Origin of the sequence: Hugenholtzia roseola DSM 9546 (assembly GCF_000422585.1) — a bacterium.
GTDB lineage: Bacteria > Bacteroidota > Bacteroidia > Cytophagales > Bernardetiaceae > Hugenholtzia > Hugenholtzia roseola.
Genome location: NZ_KE383887.1, coordinates 75,807 through 95,827, shown reverse-complemented (window position 1 = coordinate 95,827; position 20,021 = coordinate 75,807). Strand labels below are relative to the sequence as shown.

Genomic DNA, 20,021 nt, shown 5'->3' with positions numbered 1-20,021 from the left:
TTGGTCGTCTGCGAAAAACTTTCTAAGTTTATTTTCGCTTCCCCACAAATAAGAGGCTATTTAGGCTTTTGGGTCTTTGTCTGTTTTTTGATAAAACTGCTTTTGAAACTGTTTGGGCGTGATGCCTTCGTATTTTTTGAAGACGCGGATAAAATAAGTCATGTGATTGTAGCCTAATTCGTAACAAATATCGGTTACAGATTTTGAAAAATCTATAAGTTGCTGTTTGGCAAAATTGACGCGCTCGCGGTTGATATAGTCTATGGGCGACATATTCAAATACTCTTTAAAGGCGCGAAAAAAAGCTGCCTGACTCATGCAGGCAATTTGGCTAAGTTGTTCTACGCTAATGGGTTCGTGAATATTCTGACGGATATACTGCAATACTTTTTCTATCGCCTCTGTGCCGCTTTCTTGTATTTCTTGGCGTTTTTGTTGTGCCAAATCGCGTGCATCTGATTGTAAAATTCTTAAAAATAATTCTTTAATTGCCAAATCTATAAATACTTCTTGGGCATAACTTTCTTCTAAAAAGTAGTCTTGCAATCTTTGTAGTGCTTGCTTTACCTTGCTATCATTCGAGATATGAATGGGCTGTTTGCCAAATTGCCATTTTTTGTTTCTTTGTATCGGAAAAGGGCAGTATTGATTAAATTGAAATAAAATATCATTTACAATTTCTATCGGTACTTCCAGCGCAAGCACTTTGCTCTCCTCCTGCGGCGCATACCTAAACGTGAAATTTTGAGTAGGCGGCATCACGATAGACTCGCCTGCACACAAGACCATCTCCTCGTAAGGCGAATCGCCACAAGAAATTTTGCCCGACAGCACACTCACAAGCTGCGCCTGCGAACTTTTCAAATCGTGCTGACGCGCATAGCCCTGCTGCCCCACACCCACACTAAGCGCGATTTCGCCCACACGATAACGCTGCCCCATCGATACTTTTTCTACCTGCCTTTTCATTTTTTCCTCGTTTTTAGCTCTGCCCTGCCCCTACAAGGCAGAAAATAGAGAATTGTATCATTTTTTTTTGCCCTACGCTGCAAATTGATAGTTTTGTATAATTTTTTCCTACTTAGCCGCCGTAACTTTGTATTGTAGAATTTCGCACAACAGAAAAAAGTTTTGGGCTTAGAAATTAGCTTGACAAGTAATATTTGACTCAAGTAATATTTGACTTTGAAACGCCTTTTAAGCCACAAACACACATCTGTATCAAAACGGCAAAAGATTCGAGGATACAAATAAGATGCAATCGCACAACCTTTTGTAGAACCTCACCTGCCAAGCAGTTCTTCGCTAAGTCCTATGAAAGTAGCTCTTTTGTAGCCGCTACGCATAAAGTTGAAATAACACTTAGTAGAAGATTCGGCAAAGATAGGTAAAACCTTGAAAGTAAGCAAGAAACTTGGATAAATCTCCACCTGCTCCGCTTTTGAGAAAGCCTTTCTAACTAGGTTTTTCTTTTTACGAAAAAGAAGCCCTAACCGTTTGAAAGAATCCCTACAAGTAGGGAAAAACTTTTAAGTCGGAAACCTGCCCTGCTTTCAAATTCTACACTCCATTTGAGTTGAATTTAGTTTTAGGTTGATATTTGTTTTGAAATCCCAAATCCAAGAAGTGAAGTATTTGCTATTTGAAGTCCATAAAAATGCCAATACTTTGCTTATCCGAAAGTGCTTTTGAAAATCCAGATTCAATACCTTTCGACCCACCCAACACACAACACACACAAATAAGAGCAAAAGCATTTCTGGGTAGTTTAGCCACTACTAAGAAATGCTTTGCTTTTTTAAGGCTTCGGGTCTATTTTTTTGATGTCTGCCCCTATTTTTAGGTATCTTCGGGGTGCATTTTTTCGAAATCCGCAAAGTTTTCATAACTTTATCGCTCACAAAAGGCTTTATACAATAGAGAACACAACCCATAAAACTATGGCAGTAATCGCACCCAACACGACCGCCGAAACGCAGGCTATGATTGCGCAAATGGTACGCGACTTTGGCGAAAAACACATCACTCCACATCGCAATAAGTGGGATGACGAGCAGTATTTTCCTATCGAGGTCATGAAAGAGCTGGGCAATTTAGGGCTTCTGGGCGTACTTGTGCCAAATGAGTACAACGGCAGCGGCTTTGGCTATCACGAATACGTTACGGCAATAGCAGAATTAGCCGTTATCGACCCCTCGATAGCCCTTTCTATGGCGGCACACAACTCCCTTTGCACAGGACATATCCTACAATTTGGCAATGAGGAGCAAAAAAGGCGTTGGCTTCCCAAATTAGCCACAGGCGAATGGATTGGAGCTTGGGGACTCACCGAAGCCAATACAGGCTCTGACGCAGGCAATATGCGCACCACCGCCGTACAAGATGGCGACTATTGGGTCATCAATGGCGCAAAAAACTTTATTACGCATGGCAAAAGTGGCAATATCGCCGTAGTCATTGTTCGCACAGGCGAGGTAGGCGATTCGCGCGGCATGACGGCTTTTGTGATAGAAAAAGGCACAGCGGGCTTTTCAGCAGGTAGGAAAGAAGACAAGTTGGGCATGCGCCTTTCGGAAACTACCGAGCTTATTTTCCAAGACTGCCGCGTGCATAAAGACAACATCTTGGGCAAAGTAGGCGATGGCTTTGTGCAGGCTCTCAAAGTTTTAGATGGAGGCAGAATTTCTATCGCCGCCCTTAGTTTGGGAATTGCTATGGGCGCGTATCAGCATGCCCTTCAATACTCGAAAGAGCGTCAGCAATTTAATCAGCCTATTTCTAATTTTCAGGCAATTAGCTTTAAATTAGCAGAAATGGCTACCGACATCGAGGCTGCCAAACTTCTCACGTATCAGGCAGCGGATATGAAAAATCGTGGTTTGAATGTCAATAAAGAATCGGCGATGGCAAAATATTACGCTTCCGAAATTTCAGTGAAAGTAGCCAATGAAGCTGTCCAGATTTTTGGCGGTTATGGTTATACGAAAGATTTTCCCGTAGAAAAATATTATCGTGATGCCAAACTCTGCACTATCGGCGAGGGGACAAGCGAAATTCAGAAATTAGTTATCTCGCGTGCCATTTTAAAATAAAGCAACTTGTGTTAAGTTTTCTGTTCCGAAGCCCACGATTTTGTCGTGGGTTTTTTTATGCTTCTCAAAAAATGGCAGAGGCAACCGAAATTTTCTAAAATTGCTATCTTTGCCTCCTTGTATTCATTCCTCAAACCCGATTTGCTGTGGCACGCAGAAAAAAAGACAAGCACCCGATATTAGAAAAAGTCCGCATAGAAGATGCAGGGGCAGAAGGCAAATGCGTCGCTCGCCCCGAAGCGGCAAAGGGCAAGGTAGTTTTTGCCAATTTTGTCGTCCCCGACGATGTCGTTGATTTGCAAGTAACCAAAGAGCGTCGTAGCTACATGGAGGCACGTCCGCTTACGATACACGCGTTTTCGCCCAAACGCGACACACCTTTTTGTGAGCATTTTGGCGTGTGTGGCGGCTGCAAATGGCAAAATATGCAATATGAGTGGCAGCTTTTTTACAAACAAAAGCAGGTGCATGATAGCCTTACGCGCCTTGCCAAAATAGAATTGCCGCCCTTTGAAACCATTTTGTCTGCCCCTGCTACCTCGCACTATCGCAACAAGATGGATTTCACCTTTTCCGACCGCCGTTGGCTCACCGAGGCGCAAATTCGTTCAGGTGAAACCTTCGATAGTTTAGCCTTAGGCTTTCACATCATCGGACGCTTCGATAAAGTAGTGGATATTGAAAATTGCTACCTCCAACCTGAACCCTCCAACACCATTCGCAAGGCGGTTAGGGCTTTTTCGGCAGCCGAAAAGATAGACTACTACAATCTTTTTTCGCACGAGGGCTACCTACGAAATTTGATGATTCGTACCTCTGCCACTACGCCCGATGTCATGGTTTTGGTACAATTTGCCAAGCCCGACAAAGTCATCATAGAAAAGATGATGCAATTTTTGGCAAAAGAATTTCCACAAATTAGCAGCCTTTTGTATGTAGTAAATCCCAAACTCAATGATACCTTTCACGATTTGGAGGTCAAGACCTATCGCGGGCTGCCCTACATTCGCGAGGTAATGGAAGGCTTAGAATTTCGCATACAAGCCAAATCTTTCTACCAAACCAATTCTATCCAAGCCTACCAACTCTACAAGGTAGCACGCCAGATGGCTGATTTAAAAGGCGACGAAATTGTCTATGACCTTTATACAGGCACAGGCACAATCGCCAATTTTGTAGCCAAAAAAGCCAAAAAAGTAGTCGGCATAGAGTACATAGAGGCAGCCATTGCTGATGCCAAAGTCAATTCGCAAGTCAATGGCATTGAAAATACGGTCTTCTTTGCAGGCGATATGAAAGATTTACTCAAAGCCGAACTTTTCGAAAAAGAAGGCAGACCCGATGTCATCATCACCGACCCCCCACGTGCAGGCATGCATGAAAGCGTTATTCACACCCTTTTAGAAGTGGCGGCAAAACGAATTGTCTATGTGAGTTGTAATCCTGCTACCCAAGCACGCGATTTACAACTTTTAGATGCTCGCTATCGCGTTACGGCAGTGCAGCCCGTAGATATGTTTCCGCAAACGCACCATGTAGAAAATGTAGTCTGTTTAGAGCTTAAGTAAAATTTTTTAGATAATATTTTAAAACAAAAAAACTAACAGTTTTTTGAAAACTGTTAGTTTTTGCGCGTTGTTGCAACGATAGAAATATCGTTTTATCAAGTTAGAAACGAAATAAAATTTGGCTTAAACCCTATTTTGGACTTGAACACCTCTTTTTATTTCAATCTCACTGCGGACAAGGCAGTGCCTTGTCCCTACACTTACATCTAATTTTTAGAATTTAACATCATTGGGGCGAAGTGGGGTTTAGGAGGTTTGTGCAAAGCACAAAATCCCCTTTTGACCTTCTGACCACTACAACAACGCCAATTTTTGGTGTTATTTTAGGAAATTTGAAGCAAACTTTATATATACTTCCTCTCAAGTTCCCCAAAAATCTTTTTATCCTTAACCACTAAACATCTTGAAACAAAACGTTTTTTGTAAACCTTTCGGACGTTTGTGACCCCAAGAAATTCATTGATATTATCCGAGTTTAGAGATTCGTATTTTTGTAGAGCCTTATCTGGTTCAGGATAAAAAGCTACTTGTTCTGCCACCTCAGACACTTTTTTAATTTCCCCGTCTTCATCTTCAATCTCGTAACAAGCCACAACATAGTGGGCTGTGCGTAAAGCCAACTCTTCCAACTGCTTTACTTCAATCGGAGCGGGTGCATCAATCATGACATCTCTGCCTGCGTTGTTTTTGGGGAAAGCGATAAAATCGCGGATAGATTCTTCGCCGCCAAAAAGCGAACAAAGCCTATCAAAGCCCAACGCCAAACCGCCATGAGGAGGTGCGCCATACTCAAAAGCGTCCATCAAAAAGCCAAATTGGGCGCGTGCCTGCTCATCAGAGAAGCCTAAAAAGGCGAGCATCTGCTCTTGCAATTTTCTATCGTAAATACGAATAGAACCGCCGCCAATTTCTACGCCATTTAGCACCAAATCGTAAGCGTCGGCGCGTACATCAGCAGGATTTGTGCTTAGCTTTTCTAAATCTTGTTTTTTGGGAGAGGTAAAAGGGTGGTGCATGGCAAACCATCTTTGGTCTTCTTCGCCCCATTCCAAGAGCGGAAAATCTACAACCCAAAGCGGTTTGTAGTCGTCTGCCTTGCGAAGTCCGAGCTGATTGCCCATCTCTAACCTTAAATTATTGAGGGCTTTTCGCGTTTTTTCGGCTTTTCCTGCCAAAATCAAAATCAAATCGCCTGCCTTTGCTTCAAAACGGGTTGCCCATTTTTCCAATGCTGCACCATCAAAAAACTTATCAACAGAAGATTTAAAACTGCCATCTTCTTTGCACTGTAAATAGACCAAACCGCTTGCACCGATTTGCGGCTTCTTTACAAATTCAGTTAGGGCATCTAACTGTTTTCTTGTATAATTTGCTGCACCTTCTGCCTTGATGCCCACTACCAATTCTGCCTCATCAAAAACTTTAAAGCCTTGATTTTGAACCAAATCTGTTAGCTCGACAAACTCCATTCCGAAGCGAATATCGGGCTTATCGCTGCCGTATCGCTGCATGGCTTCATCATAGGTTAGACGCGGAAAATCATAACTTATATCAAGCCCTTTTATTTCTTTGAAAAGATATTTAAGCAATCCTTCAAACATATTTAAAATATCTTCTTGTGAAATAAAGGACATTTCGCAGTCTATTTGTGTAAATTCAGGCTGCCTATCTGCCCTTAAATCTTCATCTCTAAAACACTTCACAATTTGAAAATAACGGTCGTAACCTGCTACCATCAAAATCTGTTTGAAGGTTTGAGGCGATTGTGGCAAGGCATAAAATTCGCCTGTGTGCATACGGCTTGGCACAACAAAATCTCGCGCCCCTTCGGGGGTAGATTTGATAAGGAAGGGCGTTTCTATCTCTAAAAATTGTTGGTTATCTAAATAGCGACGTACTGCCTGTGCCATTTGATGACGCAGGATAAGATTTTTTTGGAGCGCACCACGTCTTAAATCTAAGTAGCGATACTTCATTCTAAGGTCGTCGCCGCCGTCAGTTTGGTCTTCAATCAGAAAAGGCGGCACTTTGGCAGGGTTTAAAATTTCAAGTTCTGAAACGCGAATTTCTATATCGCCTGTCGGGATTTCGGAATTTTTAGAAGTGCGCTCAATTACCTGCCCTTTTGCTCTGACGACAAACTCTCTGCCCAAAGAACGCGCCTTTGTTAAAAGTTCGGCACTGGCATTTGCCTCTTCAAAAAAGAGTTGGGTAATGCCGTATCGGTCGCGCAGGTCTATCCAAAGCAAACTGCCTTTATCTCTGACCCTACGTACCCAGCCAGCTACTTCTACCTGCTGACCTACATTTTCTATTCTTAACTCTCCACAATGGTGTGTTCGTAACATAAATGGTGAAATAAATAAAATGATTTTCTGACCCTTGCCACAAGGCGACGCAAAGGCGTGCCAAAGGTAGTAACTTTTTTAGAGATTTTCAAAATCGAGAAAAGCTCACCCTCAAAGGGACTGCACACCCTTTCCCTACCCTGCAAGCTACAATAAAAATGACTTAGGGCAAGAGAGGCGCGAAAGCAAATTTTCGCCTTTGAAGGGCGGTTGAACGATTTTTTTTGCCAAATTATCGTTTGGGAGTAGCGGCGTTTTGTTTTTTTTAATAAATTTGCAGAGGTTTATTCCATGTGCAGCAAGGGCTTCAAAATTGGGTAGCTCATTTCTTTTGTTTGGCACATTTTTTATTTTTACGCATCATTAGCTTATGGCTTTGTATTCCACACGCTCTTTTCTCTGCCTTATTTTGGCGTTCTGTGTATCTTTCCTACCATCATGAAACTGCTACAAACAAGTGTTTTTTCGCGTACCATTTGGCTCTTTTTGGGGCTTTTGGGCGTACTCTTTATCGGACTCACGACGGCTGCTTTGCAGGCACAAAACCTCTACAAAGGGCAAGTAGTAGATGAGCAAAACGCGCCTCTCAAAGGTGTGAAGGTTGATTTTAAAAAAGGCGGCTTAGTAGCTACTTCCGATGGCGCGGGAAATTTCACCTTCAATATTGCCGCTACCAATCAGCCTACCAGCAGCGATTTTTCCGCACAAAAGGAAGGCTATACTTTCTTCAATGCCTTGCTCACCGACAAGCGTATCCGTATTACGATGCGCAATGCCGACAAAAAACTCAAAGGACAACTCTTTTCGGATAAAAACGTACCCTTTGCCAGCGCGACGGTAGTTCTGAAAGGTGCAAATGATGGTAGCCCCATCACAACCGACGCAATGGGCAATTTTTCTATCGCCTTGCCCGCAGGTTTTGTCTTTGATGCCAATCGCGAATTTATCATAAACGGAAAAAAAGCAAATAAACGCTACTTTAAGTACAATAGCAGTAAAGAATTTGTAGAATTATACTCACAACCTATAGAAGTTTTGGAAGCCAATCGCAACCAAAACAAAACAGACGATAAAAAAATCGCCTTTGCCGAAGAAAACAACATCAGCAGCGATTTAGACGTGATTATGAACGAGCTGGAGGCTGAAAAACAAGCCCTTGCCGAGCGCGGCGCAAAGATAAAAGTAGAGATGGAGCGCATTGCACAAGAATTGAACACAAAACCCAACCTGCGCCCCACCCTCAAAGATAGCTTGATGCTACGTTTGGAAAAGCTAAGTAGTGCCTTGATTCAGAACGAAACCGCCTTCGAGCAAGTTCAAGCCGAAACGCGCTCTTTGCTTTCTACCATAGGCGCACTTCTCAATGAAAAGGACTCCCTCAAAAGCACTTTCGATAAACAGTATCACGACTTAGAAGAAGAAAAGAAACGCGCCGAAGCCGAATCGCGCCAACGGATTTATATCCTTTTAGGCGTTACGGGTGCAGTGGTGCTAATTGCCGTTATTATTGCCGTTTTCTTACAGCTCAATAGAAAGCAAAAAAATCAGCTCCGCCGCATCAACGAAGAACTAACCCAAACCCAAAGCGAACTCGAAGCCCAAAAGCAGGAATTGGAAAGTCAGAACAAGAAAATCACCGACAGCATGCGCTATGCCCAAACGATACAGCATACTATCCTACCCAATAGAGGCGAGCTATTGCGCAATTTCGAGGAGGTGATGGAAATTTTCCTACCCAAAGACATCGTTTCGGGCGATTTCTATTGGTATGCCGAAGTAGAAAAAGCCGACTTTACAAAAAGCCACGTCTTAGCCGTTGTGGATTGCACTGGACACGGTGTGCCGGGTGCTTTTATGTCTATGATAGGAAATACGCTACTCAATGAAATTGTCAATCAGAAAAAAATCCTAAACCCTGCTGAAATTTTAGAAAACCTCCATCTGGGCGTAAAAAAATCCCTCCGACAAGGCGGCGAAAAGACCAACGACGACGGCATGGACATCTGCCTCTGTGTCATCGAGCGCGGCTATGACGCACGAGAGGTGCGCGTACTTTTTACAGGGGCAAAACGACCGCTCTACTACCTTAAAAAAGATGAGCCTTCACTCCAAATCCTGCGCGGCGACAACAAATCAATCGGCGGACGCGACAAAGATAAGCCCTTCACTGTCCAAGAGTTAAGCCTGCAAAGTGGCGATTTGCTCTACCTTTCCACCGACGGACTTTGCGACCAAAACGGACTCGATGAAAACCAAAAAGCAGGCAAATTTGGCTCACAGCGTTTCACCAAAATCCTGACCGAAAACTATGCGCAGAATATGACCATGCAAGAAATTTTGTTGATGTCTGCCTTCAACGAATTTAAGGGGGACAAAGAGCAGCGCGACGACATTACACTTTTAGGCGTGAGGCTTTAAAAAGACACAAGAAAAAAAGGGACAAGGCATTGACTTGCCCTATGCCCCAAACCCTAAGGGTCTTGAAGACCCTTAGGGTTTAAGTCCGAATTTCATTTCGTGTCAAATTTGAAAAAACTGCAATAAAACAAGACTTTTTACAGAACTTAACATCACTGGGGTTTGGGGTGGGGTGCATTTAAGACTTTTATCGTTGCAACAACGCCGCGAAATAGCCTACTTTTCATTCCCTATTTTTCATTCCCTATTTTTCATTCCCTATTTTTCTGTGCCTATTTTTCTATGCGATTGGTTTCATCTTCTGCTCCAATTTTACGTCGGGCAGCCGACTTTACCTGCGCATTGCCAAAATTATAGGTGAGGTTGAAACGCAACTGACGGCTTTCCCAACCGCCATTTCCCCTGATGATAACGTTGTCAAATTCAGTATCGCCACGCCAAGGGGAGGTAAAGAAAACATCACTAAGAGCCAAACGCGCCGAGAGCTTGTTTTCCAAAAAACTCTTTTGCACCGCCAAATCCAAAGAGCCTAAACTTTTAGTGCGATAAGTGCCACCCCAAATAGAAGGCGAATTATACCAACCAGATACTTCAATTTTGAAATTTTTGGGTAAAGAAAACGTATTCTGACCATACACATTCAAAGTCGTTTGCTCGATGGCAACGAAAGCCTCTGTTTTGCCTTTGTAGGCGGCATGGTAGGCATTGACGTTGAGGAAGGCTTCCCACCCTTTTACTACTTCAAAAGGATAACTAATATTCAAACTCCACGTCTGTTGAGTCGCAATGTTTTGGGTCTGAATAAATCCTCTGCGCTCATCTAAGGCTTGTGTAACTTGTGCAAAGAAATCATTTACAAAGCTATAACTAATAGCAGTAGTAAGTGCATATTTATAAGTGTGTGAAATTTTAAAATTGTCGGTGTATTGTGGCTGCAAAAAGGCATTTCCCTTGCGCAAGGTGAGTTCGTCTAATTGCATCTCAAAAGGATTAAGGTGCTGATAATTAGGGCGTTCTATCCTTCGGCTGTAAGTGAGGGCGAAACTGTTATGAGGGTTCGCTTGGTAGGTAAGACCGCCGCTGGGAAAAAGATTCGTATAATTTCTACGCACACGCGCATTATTTTGAGTCTGGTTGCTATTGAGTTTGCCGTCAGAAACTGTGTTTTCCACGCGCAATCCCATTTGCAGATTGACTTTTTTCCACCTGCGATTGTAATTTAGATAAGCGGCATGAATTTGCTCATCATAGAAAAAACGGTTGCTTTTGTCCTGATTCAAAACCTTTGTCCCTTGTTCATTTACGTCATAAAAATCGAAGGTGTTGTCCGTTTTTACGCTTGAAGTTTTGATACCTACGCCCAATTTCCCTTTGAGAAAATTTTGTTCATAGTCTGCTTTGAAACTTAGCAGGTCTATGCGTGTGGGTGTAATCATTTCAAAAATAGATTGACTTATCAAAGTAGTACCTGTGGCATCATAGTAAAAATTAGGCTGATAGTTGGTTCTATCCGAATCATAACGCCCCAAGTCAAAATCTACGTTGAAACTGCGCCCCGTTGTGTCTTCGTATCGATAGTTGAGATTGCCTAAAAGGTTTGAAAAGCGTCTATCGTCGGTGTTATCGGCTTTCAAAATCTGCAAAATTTCTTTCGTATTTTGCACCAAAATCGGCGTTTCTGCCTGATTATCAAAGCCTCTATCGCTAAAATTGGCGTTTAGAAGGACTCCAAAAGTGCTTCTTTTGCTGGCAAAAACATCTGTACCTAAGCGCAAGTTGTGGCTATTTTCTCTGTCTATGGCAGTAGATTGTGCATCAAAAATAAAATTACTTTGTAGGCGATATAAGTTGGTAAAATGCCCCGTTTCGCCTACGCGGTTGCTATAATTTAGATAACTATTTCGCTTTCTGGTGCGATTGTTTATCGACAAGGACGCATTGCCACGCTGATTATCCCAAACCGAATATCCCAAACCTACTGTACCATTTGTACCTAAATTTTTATCTTTTTTCAGTTTGATATTGAGAATACCTGCGCTGCCTGCCGCATCATATTTCGAAGAAGGCTGTGTAATAATTTCAATCGCTTCTATGTCGGCAGCCTGCAACGTGTTGAGGTAGTTGGTCAGGGCATCTCCTTGCAAGGGCGAAGGTTTGCCGTCGATATAGACCTGCACGCCCGTTTTTCCTTCTACAATTAAATTACTATTGTTATCCAACATCACACCGGGGGCTTTCCGCAACACTTCCAATCCCGAAGTGCCTGCCGCTGCTATCGTGCCATTGATATTAAAAACGGTCTTATCAGCCAACACTTCTACCAAAGGTTTGCTCGCCTTGACTTCAACTTCTTGCAAGATATTTTCACCTTTCAGCACAAAGGTTTCAAGCCTAAGGTCTTGATTTTCAAGCAAAAAATCGGTAGAACGAAAAGGCGCGTACCCCACACTTGTCAGCACAATAAAATAACGCCCCTTGGCAATCCCTATCAGACGGAAGTCGCCATTCTCATCTGCCGCCACCGCCTTGACCAAAGAAGAGTCTGCCGTTTGCATCAGTCCGACGGCAGCAAAAGAAATAGCCTCGCCCGTATCGGATTGGGCTTTCCCAAAGATAGAATAATTTTGGGCATAAGCCGAAAAAGTGGTACAAAAAAAAGAAAAAATAAACAGAAAGTAATAAAGTGTAATATTTTTCATAAAACTAACGGTAATAATAGAAAAAGATAGAATAAGTTTCAGGTATTGGAAAGTCCGCACTTGTAAGCAACGCCTCACAAGCGCGGTAAAACTTGCCCTAACAAGGCTTCAACTATATTGCCACCTTCTTGCCTTTTTCTAACTACCTGATTATCAAGACCTTAATTTTCATTTTCATAAAAAAGCACAAAAGAATTGTCCGTATTCGTACAGCTATCCGACAAAAGCGGACATTTAAGTCCTCTAAGCAAGGGAAAAAGTAGGGAAAAGGCAGTGGCTTGTCCCTACCAAGTCTAATAATTTTTAAAAGCCATTGTCTAAAAATTTAGCTTAGAAAACGTTTTCTTACCCTTTACAAAAAAAGCCCATACGATACTTTTGGGATAAATCGTTTCGAGTTTTCGTGCAGGTGCAATTTTTTGGGTAGTCTTTCTTTTTTCTAAAATTTTTCTAAAATTTTGATACAAATAAAAATGGGCTTTTATGATTTGAAAAACATGTTGGAATTTGAACTGAAAGCCAAAATGAATACCTGCAATTCCATCTAAAACCATTCGGAAAAAGATTTTAAAGAATAAGTTTTTGGCAGGCAGATTTTTGATGAGCATCAATAAATTATTGCGAAAATTGAGGTAGGTCTTGCGCGGATTTTGATACGCCAAAGTGCCGCCTCCTACATGAAAAACACAACTTTGTGGCACGTACCCTATCTGAAACCCTGCATTTTGTAGCCGCCAACAGAGGTCTATCTCTTCCATGTGCGCGAAAAAATCGCCGTCAAAGCCGCCCAATCGATGAAAAAGCTCGCTGCGGATTGCCATAGCTGCCCCACTTGCCCAAAAAAGTGGGCGCGTGTCGTCGTACTGCTGCTGGTCTTTTTCTACCGTTTCGAAAATCCTACCCCTACAAAAGGGAAACCCCCAAGTATCGATAAAACCACCTGCCGCCCCCGCATGCTCGAAGGTATCGGGCTGATGATAGGCTAAAATTTTGGGTTGTAAGGCGGCATAATTTTTGTTTTGGTCTAATTTTTCAAGTATGGGAACTAACCAGTTGGGCGACACTTCTACGTCTGAATTAAGAAGCAAATAATATTCAAAATTGCCTTTTATCTTTTCGAGGGCTTGGTTGTATCCTTCTGCAAAGCCATAATTTTTTTCCAATGCAATAAGCACGACTTTTTGAAAGTTTTTCCTGACAAAATCCAAAGAAGCATCAGTAGAAGCATTATCTGCGACAACTACTTCGGCTTGGGGGCTATGCAGGCAGACGGAAGGAAGGAATTTTTCTAACCACTTCTCACCATTGAAATTTAGAATCACGACAGCAATTTTTTTTTGCATCACCTTTTGGCTTTATAGGTTTGGTCTTGGCTCTTTCAAAACGTTTGGATAGGCGAAAGTCCTACTAAGGAGTCAGGTTAAGTTCTGTGAAAAACCTTGTTTTATCAAATTTGACACAAAATAAAATTTGGGCAGAACCCTTTTTTAGGTCTGAAAGCCCTTTTTTATTTCAATCTTGCTTCGGACAAGGCAATGCCTTGTCCCTACATTTGCACCTGATTTTTAGAATTTAACATCACTGGGGCAGGGTCGGGTTCATTCCCTTTTTATTTCAATCTCACAGCAGACAAGGCAGCGGACAAAGCAGTGCCTTGTCCCTACCTTCGCGCTCCTTGTAGTAAGAGGACAAAAATACTAAAATAGAACGACAAAAAAAGGCTGCCCATCTTTTTTGGACAGCCTCTCGCGTTTAGAACGCGAAACTTAGATTTGCTCCTCTTTGGTGCGGCGTGCAATCAGTTGGACTACCTTCATTGCCGTTTCCATGTCGCCATTGACTTTGACCTTGCCCGTCATGTAGGCAGCCATTAGGTTTAAGTCGCCGTCTATCATCTTATTGGCATCAGCAAGTGAAATCTTGACCGTACAATCAGCATCAGCATCATTTTGAGAAACAACACTATCAGCCCCTACAAAGACAACTCCCTCGCCTTTGAGGTCGAATTTTACGCTTTTGCCTAAGCCACTATCAGTGCCTACAATTTTTTTAACGCGATTTTCAAATGCTTCTAAGCTCATAAAAAAAAGAGTTTAAGGTGGGAAATTAAGAATCACAGGGCAAGATACGAAAAAATAGTATGCAAGCCGTATATTAAGGCTAAAAAAAAGCCTCTCTATGCCGTCTTACTTCGCAAAAAGCGATAAGGCTTAATTTTTATTTGCAGAAACGGCAAAATGGGCTTATATTGTCCGAAAATTAGCACTTTCAAGACCCATTCTTTCACTCAAATCACTTTTCTACATGGAAGATTCTAAAAACCGCGTGCCGCTTCGCAGCAAAGAAGGGCGGACTTTTATCCTTGTCGTTATTCTGCTCTCTTTGGTTCTCTTTGCGGGAGCTATCTGGGCTATCAACAACTTCACACAGCGCGATAAACAAAACCTAACCCAACTTCAAAGCGATTTTGAACGCTTAGAAAAAGCCTACAATACGGAAATTTCTAACATCGATGCCGAGATTTTTCCTTATCCGAAGCCCGACTCTATTCGCGAGGTCTTGATGGTGGGGCGCAACGACTTGCGGGCGCAGCGCGAACTTATCCTCAATCAGCCCAATGAGGCGATTCAAAATATAGACGCTTTACAAGCTAAAAAACTTAATTATACCAAACAACTAAGCGAAATTTATACTTTCAAAGATGAATTTGCTATCAAAGAAATTTCCGACCTCAAAAAGGAATTAGAGAATTTCCGCCGACAGGCTCTCGAATTGGAAAAGAAAAACAAGTCGCTTTCAGCACAATTAGGCAGCATGATTAAGAAATTTAAAGGTTCGGAAACCGAACTAAACAAGCTCAAAGCGGAAAAAGAACGCCTCGATAAACTCTTAGCCAGTCAGCAAATCACACGTGAGCAGCTCGATAGTTTGGTCAGTGAGCGCAATAGCCTCAAAGAACTCCTCCAACGCAGTGAAGACCTCATTGCAGAGCAGCAGCGCGAATTAGAACGCCTCAAAGGGCTTACACGCCGCATCTACAACTTTACGGCACAATATGATTTCCAAAAACGTCGCGTCGTTTTAGACGAAACAGGCAAGCACTTGGGCAAAGTAGGCAAAGAAATTCACATAGAATTTGAAACAGGAGAGGGCGTTTTTGAAAACCCCAACGAGCCGCGTCTTATCTACCTTTCTTTGTACCGAAATGGAAAACCCTATAAAATCACCAAAAAGGAGATTCCTGTCCTGCCACAGGGCAAAACGGGCGCAACCATCTACATAGACAAAAACTTGGAAAGCGGTGATTACTACTTCGACATCACCTACAAGGAAGAGTCCATCATGCAACCTTATAAGTTTAAGGTGCGCTAAAAGATGTACTAAAAGATGCGATAAAAAAAGGTAAAAAAGGAAAACTTGCACCAGAAAAAGAAAGCGTAGTGAGGGAAAAGAGAAAATTTCACCCTTGCTGCGCTATTCTTGTGTTGGGTCGTTTTTAAAAAATTGGCGTAACAAATCATCTTTCGGATTCGTTTTTGGCTCTTTTTTGGGGTCGGTTTCTTTGAAGAAATCGGCTATCAGGTCTTTTTTTTCAGGGGGCGGAGGCGCGTTTTCTTGGAAAAAGTTTTGGAGAAGCGTCTCTTTTTCTGTTTGTTTTTTTTGTGTCTGATTTTCATTTTCAGAAGGCTTAGGGCTATTTTGCGCCTTAAATTGTGCCAAAAGTTTTTCCTTTTCTGCTACTAATTTTTGCTTATTTTGGGTATTTTCTGTATTGCTACCCAAAAGAAGATGAACACGCTTTTCCTGCTGCGCCTGCGTTTGGGCAGCACGCTTCTGCATTTCCTCCTCTAAAAGGGCATCGAGATTTTGCTCCTGATGCTCCAAACGCTGCAATTCGGCACTAACCGAAAGGATATTATCACTAAGTTCTAATTCTACCTGCGCCCTTACAACCTGCGCCTCAAATTGGTCAAAACTGTGTGCCACATCTAAATTTTGAAGGTATTTTTGCAAATCGCTCTGCGTCTGTAAGCTCTGTATTTGGGCGGTAAAGACGACTTCTTTTGTCGCAATTTCTTCTTTTTGTTTGTTTAAATTGCGTACCTGTGCCGTAATTTGGGCAATGGTTTCGAGTAGGCTTCGATACAATAGCTCAAAATCTTGTTTTTGTTGGTTTTGGGTTTGTTTCTGCAAAAGCAGTTCCTGCGCCTTCCACTTTTGCTGCTGACGAATAGCCGCTTGAAGTTCGGACTCAATGCGCCTTTGCTCGAACTCTGCCTTCTGTATTTGCGCCTGCAAATGTTGTTGATTTTGCGTTAAATGGGCTAAAAGTTGCTCATTTTTTTCTATGGCAAGGTTAATTTCCAAGACGGCACGTTTCAAAATATCTTCGGGCGGCGTATCTTGCTGCTCTTTTTCTTGAAGCGTTTGCAACCAATTACTGATTCTTTTCCACATAAACACCATCAAAATTTAAAACTTGGGAAGGCAAAGCTGCTTACCTCTGCGGCTAAGATACGAATTTTTGCCAAAAAGGAAAAGCAATAGCGCAAATAAGGGCGATAGTTCGGAAAAATACCTTTTTCCAAAACAGCGAAAAAGGCGGTGGGTCTTGGTTAGAAGTCCTTAATTTAGGTATATTTTCTTTGGAAATTTGTTTCGTCTTGTGTATTTTGCAGCGTCTAAGGGCGTTTGTGGCTTAATTGGCATGCCGCTTTGTGTTTTAGCGAGGGGAAAAAGCATTGTTTTGAAAGTCATAACGTTAGAAAGCATAATTTTGTGCTTCCTACAAACCTTTTGCTTATATTCAGTTGTGTTAAATTCGAAAGAAAATTTGGATTGAACCCGATTTGGGTTTGAAAGAAGGTTTTTATTTCAAGCCAACTTCAGAAAAGGGTTACTACTCCCTGTATTATCAAATGACTCCATAGAACTTAACACTACTGAAATTTTAGGTGAAACATGTTTTTAATTGTTATTACTACAACACTATCAAAAAAATTATACTTTCATTTCAAAAATAATTCAATAAAAATGAAACTTACAAACTTATCTTATATTGACCCTTATTGGGAACTATCTAATTTGCAACTTAGCAATTTGAATTTAATCGTAGCCAAAAATGCTACAGGCAAATCCAAAACTTTATTAACGATTGATTTATTAGTAAAAATGATTACCCAAAGAAAAAACTTAAATTGGGGTAGCAGATGGTCTATTTCGTTTGTCGACAATCGAAATCAGGAGATTATCTTCGAATTTGCCACTAAATATCAAAACGAGGGAATTGTAACGGCTGAAAAAATAAGTATAGACGGTATAGAGGTATTATTTCGACACCATCAAGAAGGTGTGGTACAATTAAAAAATTGCGTAACGAACAAATACGATAAAATTTATCCACCCAACAACAAACTTACATTGCACGTAAATCGAGATGTACGCAAATACCCTTATTTAGAACAAATAAGTAATTGGGCAGAACAATCTTATGGCTTTAAGTTTGGAAACATTAGCCCTTACTCTAAACTAAATGAACAAGAGTATGACTTACTTACTGCGGTGGAAGACATACCGAATCTCTTTAAATCTTTGAAGAAGGAAAATGTTTTAAAAATAGTTGAAGATTTTAATTCATTAGGATACCAAATTAGTGATATTAGTTTGCAAGATAAAGTAGAATATGCTATTTTATATGTGAAAGAACAAAATCTAACGAAAGCCTTACCGCACTATAAACTCTCACAAGGTATGTTTCGAGCGTTGGCGATTTTAGTCTATGTAGAGTATCTAATTAGTCGTAAAAAACCCGCCCTGATTACGATTGACGATTTTTGTGAGGGTTTAGATTATGAAAGAGCTAAAAAGTTAGGTTCTCTTGTTTTTAGTAAATGTGAAAATACGGACATTCAATTAGTCGTTACTTCTAATGATAGTTTTCTTATGAACGAAATAGACATAAAATATTGGAATATTTTAAAAAGAAATGGAAAAAAAATTACTTGTTTGAATCAAAAAAATAGTCCTCATATTTTTAGAAAGTTTCGCCTAACAGGTCTATCGAATTTTGACTTATTTTCATCTGATTTTCTTTTACAAACACCAAATAAAACAAAATGAAGACAGCCATCTTTGTAGAGGGTCAGACAGAACTTGTTTTTGTCCGAGAATATCTGCTCAAAAGGTTTGATTATCAGGATATTACCCTTGACTGTTATACACTTTTTACCGACAGCAACTTTCACCCCACAGAATATGCCCTTCCAAACGAAAATGCCACCCATCACTTTCAAATCATTAATGTTGGAAATGATAATGCTGTTATAACAAGGATTTTACGTAGAGAAAAATACCTTTGGAACAGTGGGTTTAATCGCATTATTGGTCTGCGTGATATGTACTCAAAATCCTATCGGGAGTTAGTGAAAGAGGTGGGTATAATAGACTTGAATTTAAATGAAGAGTTTAAACAAAGTACAAAGGAACTAATTTCAAAAAAATCTGAAAAACCAAATCAAATTGATTTTGCTTTTGCAATTATGGAAGCAGAGAGTTGGATTTTAGGCTTTCGCAACTGTTTTGAAAAAATAAGTCCCTTGTTATCAGTTAAATACATAGAGGAACAATTGGGCTTTAACCTTGAAACAATAGACCCTGAAACGACTTTTTTTCACCCTGCCAAAACTATGGAACAAATTTATAGTTTAGCAGATAAAACTTACAAAAAAAGCAAGGGCAATATAGAGGCAATCATGGCATCTTTGCAAAAAGTAGATTTTGAAAATCTTAAAAATAGTACCAAATGCAGCTCTTTCAAAGAATTTGCAAAGTTAATTCCCTAAAACTATTTCTTATATCTTTTTCAAATTAAACAAAAAATCACAAAAATCAAATGAAATACCAAAATATCAGAGAAGAAGAACTCAAAAACCAAATTGCGGCAGATTATTTTTGGCTCTACGATTGTAAAAAAATCATAGGCAACGTTGATTTTTGTGTGGCAATGCACCAAAGCCAAAAAGAAATTTTCGACCAAGAGTCCCTTCTTTGGGCAGAGGCGAAAAAAGGAACTTCGGACATCTATAAGTCCATTGTGCAGCTCATTCTCACTATCGGAAAGGCAAAGACTTTTGATAAATATCTGCCCCCTGCTTTTTTAGGCGCGTTTGATGGCGAAAAGATTGCCTTTGTTCCCTACAATGAAATTCAAGATGTGTTTTATATCAATGACTTTAATTGGAATGTTGCCCCTTCAAATTACGATACAAAAGAATTTAAACTACTTTTAGAAAAAGTAAAGACCACTATTGAGCAAAAAACCTTACTCTTTTTTTACGAAAAAGATGACAAAGAGCTACATAATTTTATCAAAGAAAACTTTATAGTAGGCAGATTTGGTCTGACAAAAACGCGCATCGATAAAAATAATTTTATTACAATTTACAATAAATGGTTGGAAACTGTCAAGCCAACGATTATCATGAATTGGGAAATTGCCAAGAAAAATGGCATTATTGATGGCGATTTTTACCTTGCAGACTTGCTTTCTGATGAAAACAAAACACTAAAAGAAAAACTATTTGTTATCCTACAAGACGACCGCTATCTTTTGGATAGGAAAATAGATGAAATGGGCATGTTCCAAAATAGAACGGCTACTTTTCAAGACAAGCAAGTGGCGCACACGCAATTTTGGAACAAATATGAGCGTCCGCCCAAAGAAGAATATTGGGATTACATTGTGGAGCGAAGAGATTTGCTTGTGCCGCAGGACGTTAGGGAACGAAAGGGCAGTTTTTTCACCCCTCAAATCTGGGTCGAGCTTTCACAAAAGTACCTCACCGAAGTTTTGGGTCAGGATTGGCAAGACGAGTATTACGTGTGGGATTGTGCCGC

Annotated in this window: 14 protein-coding genes; 7 read left to right on the top strand and 7 right to left on the bottom strand. The window is 40.9% G+C overall.

Annotation, left to right across the window (positions count from 1 at the left end):
* Positions 1-60 precede the first annotated feature (60 nt).
* Entirely contained in the window at positions 61-969 is a 909-nt protein-coding gene (locus G500_RS0119915; protein WP_027003817.1) for a helix-turn-helix domain-containing protein, read from the bottom strand.
* Positions 970-1,940: 971 nt separating this feature from the next.
* On the opposite strand from G500_RS0119915, the gene G500_RS0119905 reads away from it, so the two are divergent.
* A complete protein-coding gene (locus G500_RS0119905; protein WP_027003816.1) occupies positions 1,941-3,092 on the top strand; it encodes an acyl-CoA dehydrogenase family protein in 1,152 nt (383 codons plus the stop codon).
* Positions 3,093-3,238: 146 nt separating this feature from the next.
* Entirely contained in the window at positions 3,239-4,660 is a 1,422-nt protein-coding gene (gene rlmD / locus G500_RS0119900) for a 23S rRNA (uracil(1939)-C(5))-methyltransferase RlmD (RefSeq protein WP_027003815.1), read from the top strand.
* A 344-nt stretch (positions 4,661-5,004) separates the two neighbouring features.
* Here rlmD and aspS read toward each other — a convergent pair whose 3' ends face one another.
* Both aspS and G500_RS0119885 read right to left on the bottom strand, forming a co-directional pair.
* On the bottom strand, positions 5,005-7,008 hold the full coding sequence (gene aspS / locus G500_RS24385) for an aspartate--tRNA ligase (RefSeq protein ID WP_086047984.1): 2,004 nt from the start codon (positions 7,006-7,008) through the stop codon (positions 5,005-5,007).
* 147 nt (positions 7,009-7,155) lie between these two features.
* Positions 7,156-7,350, bottom strand: coding sequence for a hypothetical protein (locus G500_RS0119885; RefSeq protein WP_027003814.1), 195 nt, complete (start codon positions 7,348-7,350; stop codon positions 7,156-7,158).
* 96 nt (positions 7,351-7,446) lie between these two features.
* On the opposite strand from G500_RS0119885, the gene G500_RS0119880 reads away from it, so the two are divergent.
* On the top strand, positions 7,447-9,426 hold the full coding sequence (locus G500_RS0119880; protein ID WP_027003813.1) for a PP2C family protein-serine/threonine phosphatase: 1,980 nt from the start codon (positions 7,447-7,449) through the stop codon (positions 9,424-9,426).
* Positions 9,427-9,698: 272 nt separating this feature from the next.
* Here G500_RS0119880 and G500_RS0119875 read toward each other — a convergent pair whose 3' ends face one another.
* The 3 genes from G500_RS0119875 to G500_RS0119860 form a co-directional block, all read right to left on the bottom strand.
* Positions 9,699-12,125 (bottom strand): TonB-dependent receptor, encoded by a 2,427-nt coding sequence (locus G500_RS0119875; RefSeq protein ID WP_027003812.1) that lies wholly within the window; start codon positions 12,123-12,125, stop codon positions 9,699-9,701.
* Between the two features lie 317 nt (positions 12,126-12,442).
* Complete coding sequence (locus G500_RS0119870) at positions 12,443-13,468, bottom strand: glycosyltransferase family 2 protein (RefSeq protein ID WP_035758248.1); 1,026 nt, start codon at positions 13,466-13,468, stop codon at positions 12,443-12,445.
* 423 nt (positions 13,469-13,891) lie between these two features.
* The gene (locus G500_RS0119860; RefSeq protein ID WP_027003810.1) at positions 13,892-14,206 is read right to left on the bottom strand and encodes an SCP2 sterol-binding domain-containing protein; all 315 of its coding nucleotides are present in this window, start codon (positions 14,204-14,206) and stop codon (positions 13,892-13,894) included.
* A 223-nt stretch (positions 14,207-14,429) separates the two neighbouring features.
* On the opposite strand from G500_RS0119860, the gene G500_RS0119855 reads away from it, so the two are divergent.
* The gene (locus G500_RS0119855) at positions 14,430-15,497 is read left to right on the top strand and encodes a hypothetical protein (RefSeq protein ID WP_027003809.1); all 1,068 of its coding nucleotides are present in this window, start codon (positions 14,430-14,432) and stop codon (positions 15,495-15,497) included.
* 102 nt (positions 15,498-15,599) lie between these two features.
* Here the strand turns inward: G500_RS0119855 and G500_RS0119850 are convergent, their stop codons facing one another.
* Positions 15,600-16,583: a coiled-coil domain-containing protein gene (locus G500_RS0119850; protein ID WP_154657243.1), complete on the bottom strand. Its 984-nt coding sequence runs from the start codon at positions 16,581-16,583 to the stop codon at positions 15,600-15,602.
* 576 nt (positions 16,584-17,159) lie between these two features.
* Between G500_RS0119850 and G500_RS0119835 the strand changes: the two genes are divergently transcribed.
* From G500_RS0119835 to G500_RS26100, 3 genes are all read left to right on the top strand, one after another.
* Positions 17,160-18,245, top strand: a complete 1,086-nt coding sequence (locus G500_RS0119835) for an ATP-binding protein (RefSeq protein WP_027003807.1) — start codon at positions 17,160-17,162, stop codon at positions 18,243-18,245.
* On the top strand, positions 18,242-18,967 hold the full coding sequence (locus tag G500_RS0119830) for a hypothetical protein (protein ID WP_027003806.1): 726 nt from the start codon (positions 18,242-18,244) through the stop codon (positions 18,965-18,967). The genes G500_RS0119835 and G500_RS0119830 overlap by 4 nt, the downstream gene beginning before the upstream one ends.
* Before the next feature lie 50 nt (positions 18,968-19,017).
* The coding region (locus G500_RS26100) for a hypothetical protein (RefSeq protein WP_027003805.1) at positions 19,018-20,021 on the top strand (1,004 nt) is incomplete at its 3' end.